The organism is Lentzea sp. NPDC102401 (genome assembly GCF_044765805.1).
GTDB lineage: Bacteria > Actinomycetota > Actinomycetes > Mycobacteriales > Pseudonocardiaceae > Lentzea > Lentzea sokolovensis.
Genome location: NZ_JBIWKS010000013.1, coordinates 92,617 through 108,117 on the forward strand (window position 1 = coordinate 92,617; position 15,501 = coordinate 108,117).

A 15,501-nucleotide genomic window follows, 5' to 3' on the forward strand; every position below is an offset into this window, starting at 1 on the left:
ACACCTCTACGGCCTCGGTCATCCGGCTGATCCGGTGTGTCGTCAAGGCTGAGGTTTTCCGGCTCCGCGCACGGCACCTTGAGGAACATGAATTCGGTTCTGGCCGCTCGTGGCCTGGTCAAGACCTACGGCGACGTGCACGCGCTCGCCGGGGTGGACATCGACATCAAGGCCGGGGACGTGCTGGCGGTCGTCGGTCCGTCCGGATCCGGCAAGACGACGCTCCTGCACGTGCTGTCCGGCATCCTGCGCGCCGACGGCGGCGAGGTGTTCCTGGACGGGCGGGCGATCGGCGAGCTGAACGAGACGGGGCGCAGCGCGCTGCGGCGCACGGCGTTCGGGTTCGTGTTCCAGTCGGGGATGCTCGTGGCCGAACTGACCGCCGAGGAGAACGCGGCGCTGCCGATGCTGCTCGCCGGCGGGTCGCGCGCGGAGTCGCTCGGCGCGGCCAGGCTGTGGCTTTCGCGGCTCGGCCTGCAGGGCATGGAGAAGCGGTTGCCTGGCGAGCTGTCGGGCGGCCAGGCGCAGCGCGTCGCGATCGCGCGTGCCCTCGCGCACAGCCCGCGGGTGATCTTCGCGGACGAACCGACCGGCGCCCTCGACACGCGCACGGGCCAGGAGATGATGACCGTGCTCCTGCAGGCTGCGGAGGAGACCGGCGCGGCCATCGTGATCGTCACGCACGACAAGGCGATCGCGGACCGGGCGCTGCGCGTCGTCGAGATCCAGGACGGCAAGATCGCCGCGGGGGTGCCCGCGTGAGGATCGCTCTCGCGGTGCTGCGCAGGGACCGCCGCAGCCAGGTCGCGACGGTGCTGGTCGCGCTCGGCGTGATGATCGCGGTGTCCCTGGTGCTGTGGCTGCTCGCCGCACCGAACGGTCTGCAGGCGCGTGCCGACCGCACGGCGTGGCGCGACGGAATCGGCCAGAGCGACAAGGGCGCCGTCTCCATTGCCGCGACCCAGGACTCGTACGACGGCAAGCTCATCGAACGGTTCGACGTCGCCCGCACCGAGCAGGGTGCGATCCCGGTCGCGGCCGGCATCGCCAGGTTCCCCGAAGCGGGCGAGGTGCTGCTGTCGCCCGCGCTCGCGGACCTCGTGCGCGCCACCCCCGCGGAGAAGCTCGGCAACCGCTTCCCCGGCACGCGTATCGCGGAACTGGGGCCGGAGGCGCTCAAGTTCCCCGGCGAACTCGTCGCGATCATCGGTCACGAGAAGGTCGGAAACGGTTATCCCGCGGTCGATCTGCGGGGCGGCGCGGGCTCGTACCGCGACGACTACCACGGCATGCTCTACCTGCTCACGCGCGTCGGGCTCGTGGTGCTGGTCGTGCCGTGCCTGGTGCTGGTCGCCTCGGCCGCCAGGCTGACCGCGGCGAAACGGGAACGGCGCCTCGCCGCGCTCAGGCTGGCCGGCGCCAGTCCGCGGCAGGTCGTGGTGATGACCGCCGTCGAGACCGCGATCGGCGCGGTCGTCGGCAGCGTGCTGGGTGTGGTGCTGGCGCAGCCGTTCAGCCACGTCACCGCCAAGGTCCCGTGGGAGGGCGGCACCTGGTACCCCGGCGACTTCGTGCCGGAACCCGCGGTCGTGGCGGCGGTGGCCGTGCTCGCGCCGTTGCTGGTCGTCGGGGCCGCGATCATGGGGCTGCGGCGCGTGGTCAACCAGCCGCTCGCGGCGGAGGCGAAGCGCAGGGTCAGGTCGTGGCGGCTGCTGAGCATCGCCGGCGCGTTGGGGGTGTTCTTCCTCGGCATCCTGTACGCGCAGGAGGCCAGCGGCGACGGCCAGTTCACCGTCGTGCTCCTCGGCCTCGGCGCGGTGGCGCTCGCGCTGGTGCTGGCAGGTCCCGTGCTGACCGCGTGGGTCGGCAGGTTCTTCGTCGGGCGGTGGCGCAGGCCGTCGACGTTGCTGGCCGGGCGCAGGCTCGCCGGTGACCCGGTGGCGGCGTTCCGCGGCTCGGCGGGCGTGGTGATCGCCGTGTTCACCGGCTCGATGGCGCTCACGATGCTGCCGGGGCTGGAGAGCCAGGTCCCGTACCGCGACTCGACGTGGATGGAGAACGCGATCGTGGCGGAGGAGGTGACACACGACATCACGCCGTTGCGACTGGCGACCTCGGGACCGATCGTCACGATGCTCGACGGCACGATCAGGAGTGGCAACTACGGCACGTACGTCGTCGTCGGTGACTGCGCCGAGGTCGCGAAGGTGCTGACGGGCCTGAACTGCCGACCGGGACCCGCCGTCTACTCGCCAGGACCGTTGCAGGGCAACGAGTTCAAGCCGAGCAGCGGCACGGACGCGGTGACCGTCCAGCTGCCGGCGCAGTACGAGACGCGGCCGTTCGAGGGCAGCGGCCGGGTGAGCGCGGTGATCGACCGCGACCTGCTGCCGTCGGTCGCGGGCCAGGTGTCGATGGTCGGCGTGCCGACGACGCCGGAGAACCGCGACGCCGTGCACACCGCGCTGATCGGCACGCTGCCGGGCGTGCGGCTGGTGGACGGCGAGCAGCGGGGTCTCCTCGGCGACACGCTGATGGCGGACCTGCAACGGGCCACGATCATCGGTCTGTCCATCGCGGCGGTGCTCGGCGGCATCGGCGCGGCGGTGGCCGCGGCCGGGTCGGTGATCGACCGCAGGCGCACTTTCGGCGCGTTGATCGCGGCGGGAACCCCGATTCGTGTGCTGGCTCACGCATTGCGCCGAGAAGTGATGCTGCCGGTGTTCGCCGTCACAATCGCGGCGTGCGGCGCGGGAATTGTCGTGGGCCTCGGACTGCTCACTCTGGCGCGCGGAATGGTGGGCCACGGCGAAATGCCGATCACGCCCTGGGTCGTCGCCCCGGTGGGCGTCGGCGTCGTGGTCGCGCTGGTAGCGGCCCTGGCGTGCGGCCCGGTACTACGCGGCATCAGCCCTCGGGATTACGCGGCGGAGTAGCACTCGGCCGGAAGTACGAGGATGGAACCGGCCCTCAGCGCGATGTGCGCGGAGGGCCTTTTTCATAACTTTGATTCATGACGAATGCACAGCTCGCGAGCATCCAATGGGGCGTTTTCCTCTCGATCGTCTTCCTGCTCCCGCAGCTGCTGTTCCGTCAGCTCACCTTCCGCGGCGCCACCATCACCGTCTACGCGAGCATGCTGTTCTCGGCGACGTTCCTGCCGGTGCAGACCGCGCCGCCGCGCCAGTCCGTGCAGCTCGTCCCGTTCCAGTGGATCGCCGACACCTTCCGCGACGGGCAGATCGCGTTCGACCAGATGACGTTGAACGTGCTGCTGTTCGTGCCGCTCGGCGCGATGCTGATGTTCTGGGGCAGGCGCACGATCGGCCAGACCGCGTTGATCGGCTACGGCGTCTCGCTGCTGATCGAGGGCTCGCAACTGCTGTGGGCCAACCGGATCTTCGACGTCGACGACCTCATCACCAACACCACCGGCACCGCGCTCGGCTGGCTCGGCGCGCTGGCCGCCGTGAAGGTCTACACCCGCGTGACGACCGTTGTGCCGCAGCGCGAGCTCGTCAGCGCACGCTGACCTGCGGATTCCAGAAATCCTGCAAGGCCCGTGTGGATCCTTCCTCCCATGAGAGCCAGACGAACGATCGCCGTCATCACCGCACTCCTCGGACTGCTCCTGGTGACCGCGGGCCCCGCGTCGGCCGCGGCGGGCAGCTGGAAGGCGTACGGCAACACGAATCCGATCACCTCCAGCCCCCACACGTGGGTCTGCGCCAGCAGCAAGTCGATCGCGACCGACGTCGTCGCGCAGGTGTGCGCGATCAGGTCGTCCAGCGGAGGCTCGGCGCAGGGCGCGGTGATCGTGCGCAACAACCGGTCCGGCCTCTTCTCCACGACGGCGATGGTGGACCTGTGGACCCAGGGCAGGGGCCAGCTCGGCATCTGGGAGTGCCCGTCGTCCGGTGTCGGAGCGAACTCGTGGTCGGTGTGCTTCGGCCGAGCCCAGTCCGTGCCCTCCACCGACCCGGCGAACTCCTGGGGCTCGGCCCACGACGTGTACCTCGGCACCTCGGGACTCGTCTGACCCCCACGTTCACCCGGCGGCGTGAGGTGACGCGCGCCGCCGGGCCCTTCCCCTGATCATGGCCGCCATGAAGTTCGTGGAGGCGTTCAGCATCCTGGTCGCCGTGGTCGGCCCGCCGAAGATCCTGCTGGCGTTCCTGATGGACACCGAGGGCGCCGACTCCCGGACGCGCTGGCGGGTGGCGTTCACCTCCACCGCGATCGCGCTGGGCGTCGGCCTGTTCGTGGTGGTGGCCGGACGGGCGTTGCTCTCGGTCTTCCACATCAGCGAGGGGGCGCTGTACCTGGCGAGCGGCGTCATCCTGTTCGTGCACGCGCTTGATCTCGTACTCGGACGCAAGCAGGAACCGACGCACGACGAGACGCGGGGCACGCACGAGTTGGCCACCGCCTACTACGCGAACCCCGTGGCGCTGGCCTACCTGTTCCTGCTCTCGGACACGAAGTCGGTCGAGACGACGTTCGTGCTGGCCGGCGGGTTCGCGGCGGTGATCGCGCTCGACCTGGCGGCGATCGCCGTGCTCGGCATCGCGATGCGCTGGGTGAAGATGACCTACGCCTGGGTGCTCGTGCGGGTGCTGGGCGTCCTGCTCGCGGCGCTGGGCGTCGACCAGATCGTCGAGGGCCTGATCACGCTCGGCATCCTCGAACGCGTCTAGCTGGTCCGCCAGCCCAGTTCGCCCGCGGAGTTGACCTCGGGGAAGCAGTGCCCGACCACGCTGCGCGTCTCCAGGGCCGTCGCGACCTGGTCGAACATCTCCACGATCGACGTCCACTCCGGCTTGACCATCTCGTTGCGCTCCTGGTCCCACTCGACCACGCAGCCGCGCAGCACGCCGGGCCGGAGGTCCACCGCGAGCACGTCGCCGGTGCCGTCGAACGCTATGGGCAGCCATTCGGGGTGGAAACCGCTCGTCGGCGCGCCTGCCTCGGAGGCGTCGACGGGCTTGCTCACGTGGGTGTCCCTGAGCACGAACGCGCGGTCGGCGCCCAGCGGCGTGTAGAAGGGCGGCAGGATCTCGGCGAAGAGCCCCTCCTCGGTGCCGCCGTAGACGCTCCACCACAGCTGGAGATCGATCGGAACCCGAAGCTCCGGCAGCGCGTCATACCTCGGCCGCAGCACGGCACGGGTGGCCGGAGCGTGCTCCGCCAGCCATGCCAGGATCCGGTTCCAGTGCTCGATCACACCCACGGTTCCATGATCTTGGCGGAACGTCGGGCGAGGTACCGCCCATCGGGGCAGGATCAAGGCGAACAGGTCACTACTGGGGGAAGAGCTTTCAGATGGCGGAACAAGGCCTCAAGGTCGACTTCGACGCCTTGACCGGATACGCGTCCGCGGTGAGCGGTCTGGCGAGCGAGGTCGGGACCGTCGGCACCGGCACGTTGAACGGCACCACCAGCCTTCCTGGCGACTGCTTCGGCAAGCTGGGCAACGAGGTCGGCCTCAACGCCGCCTTCCAAACGGCCGCGCAGGCGCAGCTCGACGCGCTCAAGGCCGCGTCGACGGGCCTGGCCGGTCTCGGCACCGCGGTCTCGAAGGCCCGCGAGTCGTACATCGCCCAGGACGAAGCGCACAAGGCGGCGATCACCAAGGCGGGACGGGCATGAGCGTCGAGGGGCTGCTGAGCCAGTTCATCGCGCCCATGAAGGAGGATCTGGCCAAGCTGGACGGTGACACCGGCGGCGCCACGCGTGCCGGGGACGCCTTCGGCCGCGCCCAGACCGCGATGACCGACCTGGGCACGCGGCACGGTTCGGCTTCGACCGCCGTGCTGAACACGTGGTCCGGCGACAAGGCCAACGCCTTCACCGCCCGCGTCTCGACCTTCGCCTCGGCCGCGACCCTGTTGTCCTCCAACGCTTCCGCGCTCAAGACCGCGGCCTCGACCGGGGTGTCCGCGGTGACCGGCGGCCGGACCGCGATCCAGGGCCTCATCGACGAGTTCACGTCCAAGGCGACCCCGAAGCTCGCCGCGGCCCTCGCCCTGTCCCTCGTGGCAGGACCCGGTGTCGTGCTGGCGGCCGTGGCCGATCTCGCCGGAATGGCGTCCGGGTACCAGAGCAAGACCTCCGCCGAACTTCAGAAGGTGCGCGACCAGCTCACGCAGCTCGTCGGGCAGCTCAACGGCCTGCAGAAGCCGGACGCGGGCGCGCTGGCGAAGCTCGGCGACCCGCTCGGCGGCGACGAGGGCACCACCTCGGCCTCCGGCGCCTCCGACACCCCGAAGCAGCAGGAGTCCGGTCCCGGCTCCGACAACGGCGGCGGCTCCGGCTCGGGCGGCGGTGGCGGCAGCGGTTCAGGAGGCGGCGGTGGCGGAGGTTCGGGCGGCGGTGGAGGTGGCGGCGGCTCCGGCCCGCGCCTGCCCGTCGCGATCCCGCCGCAGCCCGGCGAGGGCGTCGGCGTGAACCTGCCCGACGGCAGCAGCGCCGAGGCACCGAACGAGACCGCGGCCAAGGCCGTGCGCAACGCGTTGTCCGCCCTGGGCACCCCGTACGTGTGGGGCGGCGCGAACCCGCCCCAGGGCACCGACTGCTCGGGCCTCACGCAGTGGGCGTACGGGGGCGCGGGCTTCGACATCCCGCGCCCGGCCTCGTCCCAGGCGATGGGCGCCTCGGTGCCGGCGGACCAGGTGCTGCCCGGCGACCTCGTCGTGTGGGACGGGCACGTGGCGATGATCATCGGCAACGGCCAGATGGTCGAGGCCGGCGACCCGGTGCAGGTGCAGCCGATCCGGACGACGAACAGCGGGATGTCGTTCTACGGCTTCTACCGCCCCACCGGGTGAGCTACTTCGCGGCCTGGGCCGCGGCCTTCAGGTCGGCGAACTTCACGATCTGACCGCCCGCGCCCCAGGTCCCCTCCGGCTGCTCGTGGATCAGCACCCACACCCGCAACGCGTCGGCCTCGCCCAGTCCGGCGGCCTCCAGCACCAGCGCGGTCGCCTCCTGCACGAGACCGGCCTTGCGCCGGTCGGACAGCGCGCCCACAGGCACCCGGACGTCCACCCGGAACCGCGGCGCGTCGTCCTGCGCCGTGGTCTGCGCGCCCGCGGGCAGTTCGTGCAGGTAGGTCCAGGCCACCGAGCGGAAGAACTCGTTGTCCGGCGCGCCCTCCCACTTCAGCAGCAACGCGGCCAGGTCGCGCTGCACGCTCTTGCGGCCCGCGTCGGTCAGCGATCCGGCCGGCGCGGTCAGTTCGATCATCGGCATGGCTCTCCCCGATCTATGACGACTGTTATAGCCCCGGGCGGACGCTAACCTATGACGAGCGTTATAGCCAGAGAGGCCTGAGATGTCCCGAGAGCAGATCGTCACCGGCGCGGCCGACATGATCCGACGGCGCGGCCTCAACGCGACGAGCATCCGCGAGGTCGCCAAGCACGCGGGCACGCCGCTCGGCTCGACGTACCACTACTTCCCCGGCGGCAAGACGCAGCTCGCGACCGAGGCGGTCCAGTGGGCGGCGGAGACCGTCTCGAAGGTGCTCACGGCGAAGCTCCGCAAAGGACCGGTCGACGGACTGAAGGCGTTCTTCGCGCTGTGGCGGCAGATCGTCACCGAGACCGGTTTTCAGGCCGGTTGTCCCGTGCTCGCGGTGTCCATCGAGGAGAACGCGAGCCCGCAGGCGCTGATGGCCGCGGCGGACGGGTTCCGGACGTGGTCGGCCCAGCTGGCCGCGTCCCTGGAGGAGCACGGCGTCTCGCCGGCCCGTGCGCGCAGCCTCGCCCACCTCTGCGTCTCGGCGGCGGAAGGGGCCGTCGCGATGTGCCGGGCCGAGCGCAGCATCGACCCCCTCGACGACGTGGCCGCCGAACTCACCGCGTTGCTACATGCCGCCACCGAAGATCCTGGAATGCGGCACACTGTCCCCACCAGGGGGTGATCGGAGTGGACGACGACGTCCAGCGCGCCGCGCGGAAGGTGCGCGAGGTCGAGCAGGCCGTGTCGGAGCACGTCACGCGCAGTGGTCCCATCACGGGACGAGCGTCCTCTCCGGACGGTGCGGTGACGGTGGTCGCCACGCCCGGTGGTCCGCCGCAGCAGATCGCGGTGAGCCCGGCGGCGTTGCGGATGGGCCCGCACGGGCTGGCCGCCGAGATCATGCGCATCGCCGACAAGGCCCAGCGCAACGCGAACACCCGCCTGCACCAGACCCTGGACCGCGTGGTCGACCCGCGTGAACTGACGGCCATGGGCCTCGAACGCGGCCCCGACGAGGACGAACTCGGGTGGCGGCGGTGAACGAGGAACGCCTGCAGGCCACCGAGCGGCTTCAGCACGAGCTCGCGGCCCTCACCGCCACGGTCGAGCACCCGAACGGCCAGTGCATGGTCACGGCGTCGCCGAAGGGCGAGATCAAGGCGCTGCACCTGCACCCCGCGCTGCTGAAGCAGGGCGCGCAGGCCGTCGGGCAGGTCGTCACCGAGACCGTCCAGCTCGCGACGAACGCCGCCGTGCAGGTCAGCTTCAACAAGATGGCGCTGGCACTGGGTGACGGAATGGCGATCGACGTCGAGTCCATCGCCGGCGACTCACCCTTCCGGTCGACGTGGAACCCCGTCGTGCCACCCAAACCGCCTGCTGAGCAGGCACCACCGGAGCGCAGGCAGCGGGCGCCGCGCGTCGAGGACACCGACGACGACGCTTTCTTCGAGAACCCCTCGTGGCTCCGGTGATCAGCACCGTTAGGCTCGTCGACGGCATCAGGCAGGCGTGACCGGGAGGTCAGGATGGCGCAGGACATCGTCCCCATCGAGCTGGGGCTGACGCAGGGTGACGTAGTCACTCTGTGGGCACCCCGCTGGCGCGAGAAGGGCGAGGAGTGGGAGGCGTTCCTCGGCGACGAGGAAGACCTGTTCGTCTTCCCCGACGCCGCGCATCTCGCCGCCTTCGTGCGCACCGCCGAGGAGCACGACCTGACCGATCACCCTGCGTGGCCGGTCGTGCCGTCGCTGGGCGTCGCGGACCTCTCGCCGGACGACAACCACCAGTTCGACCTCGTCGGCGTCCCGGAACTCGTCGCGGAGGACCCGGACACCTGGACGATCGGTGAGCTCGCCGACGTCATCGCGATCGTGCGCGCCCTCGCGGACGTCTGCGACCTGGAGAAGGTCCACGAGGTGCTCGACAGCGCCGAGGGCTTCTCGCTGCTGCCGCAGGGCACGCTGCCGTTCAGCGGCCGTGACGGCGGCAAGCTGTGGGGCGAGCTGTCCGAGGTCGTCTCCGAGAAGTGGGACGAGGTCCTCGACGCGATCGACAGCGTGGTGAACACGCCGGAGGTCCCCGAGAAGGAGCTCTCCGTCGCGCAGGAGGAGCTCGCCGTGCTGGAGGCCGCCACGGCCGCGGCCGCCGTCGACTCCCCCTCGGACGAGGACTCCGACGAGGACAAGGCCGAGCCCACGGGCTTCTGGGCCGAGGTCGGCGTCGACCCCATCAAGATCATCACGTCGGCCGGCGAGTTCTACACGCTGCGCTGCTACCTCGGCGACGACCCGGTGTTCCTGGGCCGCCGCGGCAAGATCGAGGTCTTCACCTCGCACCGCGGCCTGAGCCGTTTCGTCGCCGAGAACGACGAGCACGACCTGGCCGAGGTCGAGACCTGGAACGACATCAAGGTCAAGGCCACCGCGGGCGAGCTCGACGTCGACGTGGACGACGACAACGTCTACGTGCTCACCGGCATCGCCGAGGACATGGAGGAGGGCCCCGACTCCCTCGACCCGCAGCAGCTCGACCTCGCCGTCGAACTGTTCGAGGACGCGGCCGAGTGGGCGGAGGACGAGTCCGTGAAGGACGCGCTCGCCTCGTCCGAGTCGCTGGGCTGGCTCGTGTCGTTCGTCGTGTCGCCGGACCCGACGCGTCTCGCGCCGTCCGCCCCGTACGACGCCGAGGTGGCCGCGTTCCGCACGCTGCAGGCGACGTTCGAGGACCGGCTCAACACCAACTGATTTCTTGCTCGGGAAGGGGCCGCTCACATCTGGTGAGCGGCCCCTTCCCGTTGGCGTCTAACGGACTCGGTAGCTCACCGCGGGGAACGGGAAGTTGCCCTGGTGCAGGCTCCCGAGGACGTAGTAGAGGTCGCTGGGCTTGCCAGGGCTCCCCTTCTGGCAGTCCGCGTTGAAGAAGACCTCGATGTCGGCGGCCGAGATGTTGACCGCGGACTTCGCGGGCGTGGTGTTCACGCACTGCTTGTTCGCGAGGTCGACCGAGTGCTTGGTGCCGGTCAGGTCCGTTCCGGCGTAGAAGGCGGCGTTCTCCCAGGAGTCGGCGCTGGCGGGCAGGGCGAGGGCCGTCGAGGCGAGGACCGCGAGTCCTCCGGCGATCAGTGCAGGGCGCATGGGACCGACTCTCCCAGCGGGAGCTGTCGATCAGCTGTCACCCACGACCGGAACCACATCCGGTCGAGACACCTGTATGATACAGGTTTATGACAGGTTCTCGGTCACAGCGTCTCGCCGCTGAGCTGCGGGAGCGCATCACGCTCGGCGACTACGGTCCGGCCGGGTCGATCGAGAGCGAGGCCGAACTCGGCCGCCGCTACGAGGTCAGCCGCGTGACCGTGCGCCGCGCACTGGAGCAACTTCGCGACGAAGGCCTGCTCGCGTCGCGAAAGGGCGCCGGCTGGTACGTCGTGTCGTTCGCACAACCGTTGGCGCTCGGCACGTTCCAGCACGCGCAGTCGGCCGTCGCCGAGGCCGGTGTCGCGCTGGTGCGGTCCGTCCTCGAGTACGGCTACCGCGAGGCTTCTGCCGGTGTCGCTTCGACGCTGGGCGCTGGCGAGATGCTGCGCGTGCGGTCGTTGCGCCGCACCGGAGACACGCCGCTCGACGTCGTGACCGAGTGGGTGCCCCTGGCTTTGGCCGCACCGGTGAGCCGTGCCGATGCCGAGTCGCCTGGAACCTGGGAAACGTTGCGCCGCAACGGAAACCAGATCGCCGTCGTGCGGCAGAGCATCGCGGCCGTCGCCGCGGGCGACGTCGGTCCCCTGCTCGGCGTCACGGCCGCCACACCGGTGCTGCTGGTGCGCCGCATCGCGCTGGACGCCGCGGAGCACCCGATCGCCCTGTCCGAGCACCACTACCTGGGCCACCGGTTCCAGCTGGAGGTCGAGTTCCGCGGCTGGCCCGGCGCGGAACCTCCCGGCGTCGCAGCCATCCCCTCGGAGGACTGACCATGCGCGTGCTCGTCACCGGTGCGGCCGGGTTCATCGGCTCGCACTTCACCCGCTACTGGCTGCGCGAACACCCTGCGGATCAGGTCATCGCCCTCGACGCGCTGACCTACCGCGGCACCCGCGCGAACCTGCCCGCCGACGTGCCGTTCGTGCACGCGGACATCGCCGAAGCGGACGTCGAGGGCATCGACGTCGTCGTGAACTTCGCCGCCGAGTCGCACAACAGCCTCGCCGTGCTGGATCCCGGTCTCTTCTTCCGCACGAACGTCCTGAGCACACAGGCGTTGCTGGAGTCCTGCCGTCGCGCGGGCGTCCAGCGGTTTCACCACGTGTCGACGTGCGAGGTGTACGGCGACCTTGCGCTCGACGCCACCGAGGCGTTCCACGAGGGCTCGCCCTACCAGCCGCGCACGCCGTACAACGCGTCGAAGGCCGGTGCGGACCACGCGGTCCGCTCGTACTTCGAGACGTTCGACCTGCCGGTGACGATCACCAACTGCGCGAACAACTACGGCCCCAACCAGTTCCCCGAGAACGTCCTGCCGCTGTTCACGACGCGTGCTTTGGACGGTGAGCAGCTGCCGGTCTACGCGTCGAGCGACAACCGGCGCGAGTGGATCCACGTGCTGGACCACTGCCGCGCGATCGACGCGGTGCTGCGGGACGGCGAGATCGGCCGGACCTACCACGTGGGCACGGGTGTCGAGGCGAGCGTGGACCAGATCGCCGACCTCGTGCTGGACGAGCTCGGCCTGCCGCAGTCGCGGAAGTCGGTCGTCGCCGACCGCCCCGGCCACGACCGCCGCTACCTGCTGGACTCCAGCAGGATCGGCCGCGAGCTCGGATGGCGCCCGGAGATCGGCTTCGAGGCCGGAGTCCGGGACACCATCCGCTGGTACGCCGCCAACCGCGCGTGGTGGGAGCCGTTGCTGAAGCTCAGCGCGATCGACGAGAGCGCGTGGGCCGCTACGACTGGGCGGTGAGGGCCGCGTAACCCGGCTTGACCAGTTCGTTGATGATCGCGAGCCGCTCGTCGAACCCGAGGAACGCCGACTTCATCGCGTTGATCGTGAACCACTGCAGGTCCGCCCACCCGTAGCCGAACGTCTCGGCCAGCGCGGCGAACTCGCTCGACAACGTGCAGTCGCTCATCAGGCGGTTGTCGGTGTTGACGGTGACGCGGAACCGCAGCTTGGCGAGCAGGCCGATCGGGTGGTCGGCGAGCGTCGGGGCGGCGCCGGTCTGCAGGTTCGAGGTCGGGCACATCTCCAGCGGGATGCGGCGGTCGCGGACGTACGCGGCCAGGCGGCCCAGCTGGACGTCGCCGTCGCCGGAGACCTTGATGTCGTCGACGATTCGCACGCCGTGGCCGAGGCGTTCGGCGCCGCAGTGCTGGATCGCCTCCCAGATGGACGGCAGGCCGAACGCCTCACCGGCGTGGATGGTGAAGTGCGCGTTCTGCTGGCGCAGGTACTCGAACGTGTCGAGGCCCCTGGTGGGAGGGAAGCCGGCCTCGGGGCCCGCGATGTCGAAGCCGACGACGCCCAGGTCGCGGTAGCGGACGGCGAGCTCGGCGATGCGCAGCCAGCCCTCGTTCTGGCGCATCGCGCACAGCAGGGTGCCGATGCGGATCTTGCGGCCGGTCGCGGCGACGCGCTGCTCGCCGACGCGGAAGCCCTCCTGGACGGCCTCGACGACCTGTTCCAGCGAGAGGCCCTTGTCGGTGTTGAGCTCGGGCGCGTAGCGGATCTCGGCGTAGACGACGCCGTCCGCGGCCAGGTCCTCCACGGCCTCGGCGGCGACTCGCACCAGCGACGCCTCGTCCTGCATGACGCCGCAGGTGTGGGCGAAGCCTTCGAGGTAACGCACGAGGGAACCGGAGTTCGCGTTGTCGCGGAACCAGCCGCCGAGGACGCCCGCGTCGGTGGTGGGCAGGCCCTGGTAGCCGGTGGCATCGGCGAGTTCGATCACCGTCTGCGGGCGGAGGCCACCGTCGAGGTGGTCGTGCAGCAGCACCTTCGGCGCGCTGCGGATGGACTCCAAGGTAAGCGGCGTGGACATTGCTACACGTTACTCCAGGCATCACAGCCGGCTGGGGCGCAACGCGAGCGGGGTGCGCGGCGCCGGCCGGAGGCCACCAACGCAAGGCGGCTACCCGCACAGCCGAGCGTCCGGCGCCACCAGGCGCCCGTCCTCGCAAAGCAACCACTACGAGGCCTGGCGTGCGATGCGAGCCGCCCGATCCCGAGCAGCCGGGTTGCGGTGCACCTCGACCCGCTCACCACCAGCACCCGACCCACCCGTTCGGGCCCACAACCAGCGACACGCCGCTTCAGCGCTGGCCAAAATGATCTTGCCGCCGATATGATCATTTGCTGCGTCAACGTCGTTGCAGATCCGTGATCAGCAACTTTCTGCAACCAACGCGAGGCTTGAGTCACCCCAAGGTAGGAACATCATCGGTGGCTACTGCGTGCTTTCGGCTGGTCACTTGGCGTTCAGAGTAGTCGGGTAACCTGATCGGGTTAGTTGCCCGTCCGCACCCGGCCATTTTCTGGCGGGGGTGGTACAGCGACGTCCCGTGACGCGGATAGGCTCCCGTGGTCTCCCCCTCCCCTGGACGAAGGCACTCAGCCGTGACAGAGAACAACAACTCCACGATGTCCTTCGATCGGATGCGCAACATGCTCACGCGCGCCGCGGAGATCCGTGAGAGCGAGCAGCAGCAGATCTTCGACGCGCTGGACGAGATCCACGCCCGGATGTCGCCTCTGGAGTCGCTGGGTTCGGTTCGCAAGCGGCTGTCGGAGCTGCCGGACCGCACCGAGGTCAGCGTTCTCGCTGAGCGCCTGGACGAGGCCCTCGCCAAGCTGGAGGCCCAGGACAACGCCGTCGCCGACATCGGTCGCGCGGTCGACGCCCTGGTGGACAAGCTCGCCAAGCCCTTCGCCCAGCTGGACGGTCGCCTCGACGGCGTCGCCGGCCGCTTCGAGGGTGTCGCGGGCCGCATGGACGGTCTCGAGGACAAGCTCTCGAGCATCCACAAGCGCATCGACGACCTCGACGGCCACCTGGACAAGCAGGACGGCAAGGTCGACGCGATCCCGGCCGCCGTCACGAACCCGCTGCGCGAGCGCGTCGAAGCGCTGGAGGCCGCGCTGCGTGGCCGTCTCGACGAGGTGGACGAGGGCGTGCACGAGCACCTCGACGGCACCCGCGAGGCCCTGCAGAAGATCCTCGCCGAGTCCTTCTCCAGCGTGCACGGCCGCGCCGACGAGCAGCGTGACGCCCTCGCCGCTGCCCGCAGCGAGCTGGTCACCGCCATCGCCGAGAGCCGCGGGGAGCTGGCCGGGGCGATCGCGGACAGCCGCGAGAAGCTGACCTCCACGGTCACCGACCGCCACAACCAGCTGGCCGCGTCGCTCACCGAGACCCGCACCGAACTGTCCGGCGCCGTGGCGGAGACCCGCGGCGAACTGGCAGGCGTCGTGGCGGAGACCCGCGACTCCCTCGCCGGAACGCTGGCCGAGACCCGCGACGCGCTCGTCGGCTCGCTCGCCGAGACCCGCACCGAGCTGTCGGCGGCCGTCGCCGACACCCGCGAGGTCGTCAACGGCAAGCTGGACGAGGCCCGCACCGCCCTGTACGCGGCGATCGAGCAGTCCCGCGACCAGGTCGACTCCGCCGACCGCCTCGAGTCCCTGGCCCGCCGCCTGGAGCTCGTCACCTCGCAGCTCGACAACATGACCAACCGCCTCGACAAGGTCGAGGACGGCTTCGCCAGCCGCATCTCCGAGCTCGGCGGCACGGTCGACGCGAGCCTCACCAAGGTCGCCGAGACCGTGGGCGCCCGCCCGGACGCCGACGCGCTGCAGTCCCTGGTCCGCAAGTCGAACCAGGAGTCCGAACTGCGCATCGGCGGCCAGCTGGACGAGGCCATGGCCACCTTCGCCGAGCTCATCCTCGGCGGCGGCTCGCCCACGCCTCCCCCGCCGCCCACCGCCCTGCCGCGCCCGCAGCGCCGCACCCGCAAGAACGGCGGCCCGAAGCCGGCGAACGGCGGCAAGGACATGGACGACGACGACCTGGCGGCCGAGGGCGCCTGACCGCCTGAACCGCCTTGTGTGACGAACGGCCTCGGAGCTGCTGCTCCGGGGCCGTTCTGCGTTTGCGGTGAACCTCTGTCAGGTGACACACGTGACCATGAAGAGAGCGCTCACACATGCCGTGGCTATGCTCGCCGCCATCTGGGGGCGACCAAAGGGCAGCCAGTGGCGTCCGGAAGG

The 15,501-nt window shown here is 70.3% G+C and carries 18 protein-coding genes; 14 read left to right on the forward strand and 4 right to left on the reverse strand.

Translation table 11 applies throughout. The features are described 5' to 3' along the window. The first annotated feature begins 87 nt into the window (after positions 1-87). From ACIRG5_RS36410 to ACIRG5_RS36430, 5 genes are all read left to right on the forward strand, one after another. Positions 88-762, forward strand: coding sequence for an ABC transporter ATP-binding protein (locus ACIRG5_RS36410; RefSeq protein WP_402913564.1), 675 nt, complete (start codon positions 88-90; stop codon positions 760-762). Next, positions 759-2,936: an FtsX-like permease family protein gene (locus ACIRG5_RS36415; RefSeq protein WP_402913567.1), complete on the forward strand. Its 2,178-nt coding sequence runs from the start codon at positions 759-761 to the stop codon at positions 2,934-2,936. Before ACIRG5_RS36410 ends, ACIRG5_RS36415 begins: the two co-directional genes overlap by 4 nt. Before the next feature lie 77 nt (positions 2,937-3,013). Next, positions 3,014-3,532 (forward strand): VanZ family protein, encoded by a 519-nt coding sequence (locus ACIRG5_RS36420; RefSeq protein WP_402913569.1) that lies wholly within the window; start codon positions 3,014-3,016, stop codon positions 3,530-3,532. Between the two features lie 48 nt (positions 3,533-3,580). Then, a complete protein-coding gene (locus ACIRG5_RS36425) occupies positions 3,581-4,039 on the forward strand; it encodes a hypothetical protein (protein WP_402913571.1) in 459 nt (152 codons plus the stop codon). Positions 4,040-4,106: 67 nt separating this feature from the next. Next, a complete protein-coding gene (locus ACIRG5_RS36430) occupies positions 4,107-4,697 on the forward strand; it encodes a MarC family protein (RefSeq protein ID WP_402913573.1) in 591 nt (196 codons plus the stop codon). Here ACIRG5_RS36430 and ACIRG5_RS36435 read toward each other — a convergent pair. Then, complete coding sequence (locus ACIRG5_RS36435; protein ID WP_402913575.1) at positions 4,694-5,230, reverse strand: SMI1/KNR4 family protein; 537 nt, start codon at positions 5,228-5,230, stop codon at positions 4,694-4,696. The genes ACIRG5_RS36430 and ACIRG5_RS36435 overlap by 4 nt on opposite strands. A gap of 92 nt (positions 5,231-5,322) precedes the next feature. Here ACIRG5_RS36435 and ACIRG5_RS36440 point away from each other — a divergent pair, with 92 nt between their 5' ends. Both ACIRG5_RS36440 and ACIRG5_RS36445 read left to right on the forward strand, forming a co-directional pair. Then, entirely contained in the window at positions 5,323-5,649 is a 327-nt protein-coding gene (locus ACIRG5_RS36440; RefSeq protein ID WP_402913578.1) for a hypothetical protein, read from the forward strand. Continuing rightward, positions 5,646-6,827, forward strand: a complete 1,182-nt coding sequence (locus ACIRG5_RS36445) for a C40 family peptidase (RefSeq protein ID WP_402913581.1) — start codon at positions 5,646-5,648, stop codon at positions 6,825-6,827. The genes ACIRG5_RS36440 and ACIRG5_RS36445 overlap by 4 nt, the downstream gene beginning before the upstream one ends. Position 6,828: 1 nt before the next feature. Here the strand turns inward: ACIRG5_RS36445 and ACIRG5_RS36450 are convergent, their stop codons facing one another. After that, entirely contained in the window at positions 6,829-7,251 is a 423-nt protein-coding gene (locus tag ACIRG5_RS36450) for a tautomerase family protein (protein WP_319975067.1), read from the reverse strand. Positions 7,252-7,333: 82 nt separating this feature from the next. On the opposite strand from ACIRG5_RS36450, the gene ACIRG5_RS36455 reads away from it, so the two are divergent. The 4 genes from ACIRG5_RS36455 to ACIRG5_RS36470 are packed head-to-tail and all read left to right on the forward strand — an operon-like array spanning position 7,334 to position 9,989. Beyond that, a complete protein-coding gene (locus tag ACIRG5_RS36455; protein WP_402913584.1) occupies positions 7,334-7,924 on the forward strand; it encodes a TetR/AcrR family transcriptional regulator in 591 nt (196 codons plus the stop codon). Between the two features lie 5 nt (positions 7,925-7,929). Then, positions 7,930-8,283 carry a hypothetical protein gene (locus ACIRG5_RS36460; RefSeq protein ID WP_402913587.1) on the forward strand — a complete coding sequence of 118 codons (354 nt, stop codon included), beginning with the start codon at positions 7,930-7,932 and terminating at the stop codon, positions 8,281-8,283. Further along, entirely contained in the window at positions 8,280-8,717 is a 438-nt protein-coding gene (locus tag ACIRG5_RS36465; RefSeq protein ID WP_402913590.1) for a YbaB/EbfC family nucleoid-associated protein, read from the forward strand. The genes ACIRG5_RS36460 and ACIRG5_RS36465 overlap by 4 nt, the downstream gene beginning before the upstream one ends. Before the next feature lie 54 nt (positions 8,718-8,771). Further along, entirely contained in the window at positions 8,772-9,989 is a 1,218-nt protein-coding gene (locus tag ACIRG5_RS36470) for a primosomal protein (protein ID WP_402913592.1), read from the forward strand. 57 nt (positions 9,990-10,046) lie between these two features. Here ACIRG5_RS36470 and ACIRG5_RS36475 read toward each other — a convergent pair whose 3' ends face one another. Next, entirely contained in the window at positions 10,047-10,379 is a 333-nt protein-coding gene (locus ACIRG5_RS36475) for a hypothetical protein (protein ID WP_402913594.1), read from the reverse strand. An 89-nt stretch (positions 10,380-10,468) separates the two neighbouring features. Between ACIRG5_RS36475 and ACIRG5_RS36480 the strand changes: the two genes are divergently transcribed. Beyond that, entirely contained in the window at positions 10,469-11,212 is a 744-nt protein-coding gene (locus ACIRG5_RS36480) for a GntR family transcriptional regulator (protein WP_402913597.1), read from the forward strand. Positions 11,213-11,214: 2 nt separating this feature from the next. Next, positions 11,215-12,198, forward strand: a complete 984-nt coding sequence (locus ACIRG5_RS36485) for a dTDP-glucose 4,6-dehydratase (protein ID WP_402913599.1) — start codon at positions 11,215-11,217, stop codon at positions 12,196-12,198. Here the strand turns inward: ACIRG5_RS36485 and ACIRG5_RS36490 are convergent. Beyond that, positions 12,182-13,276, reverse strand: coding sequence for an adenosine deaminase (locus ACIRG5_RS36490; protein ID WP_319975059.1), 1,095 nt, complete (start codon positions 13,274-13,276; stop codon positions 12,182-12,184). The two genes, ACIRG5_RS36485 and ACIRG5_RS36490, sit on opposite strands and share 17 nt — an antisense overlap. A 599-nt stretch (positions 13,277-13,875) precedes the next feature. Here ACIRG5_RS36490 and ACIRG5_RS36495 point away from each other — a divergent pair. Then, a complete protein-coding gene (locus ACIRG5_RS36495) occupies positions 13,876-15,321 on the forward strand; it encodes a hypothetical protein (RefSeq protein ID WP_402913602.1) in 1,446 nt (481 codons plus the stop codon). Positions 15,322-15,501 lie beyond the last annotated feature (180 nt).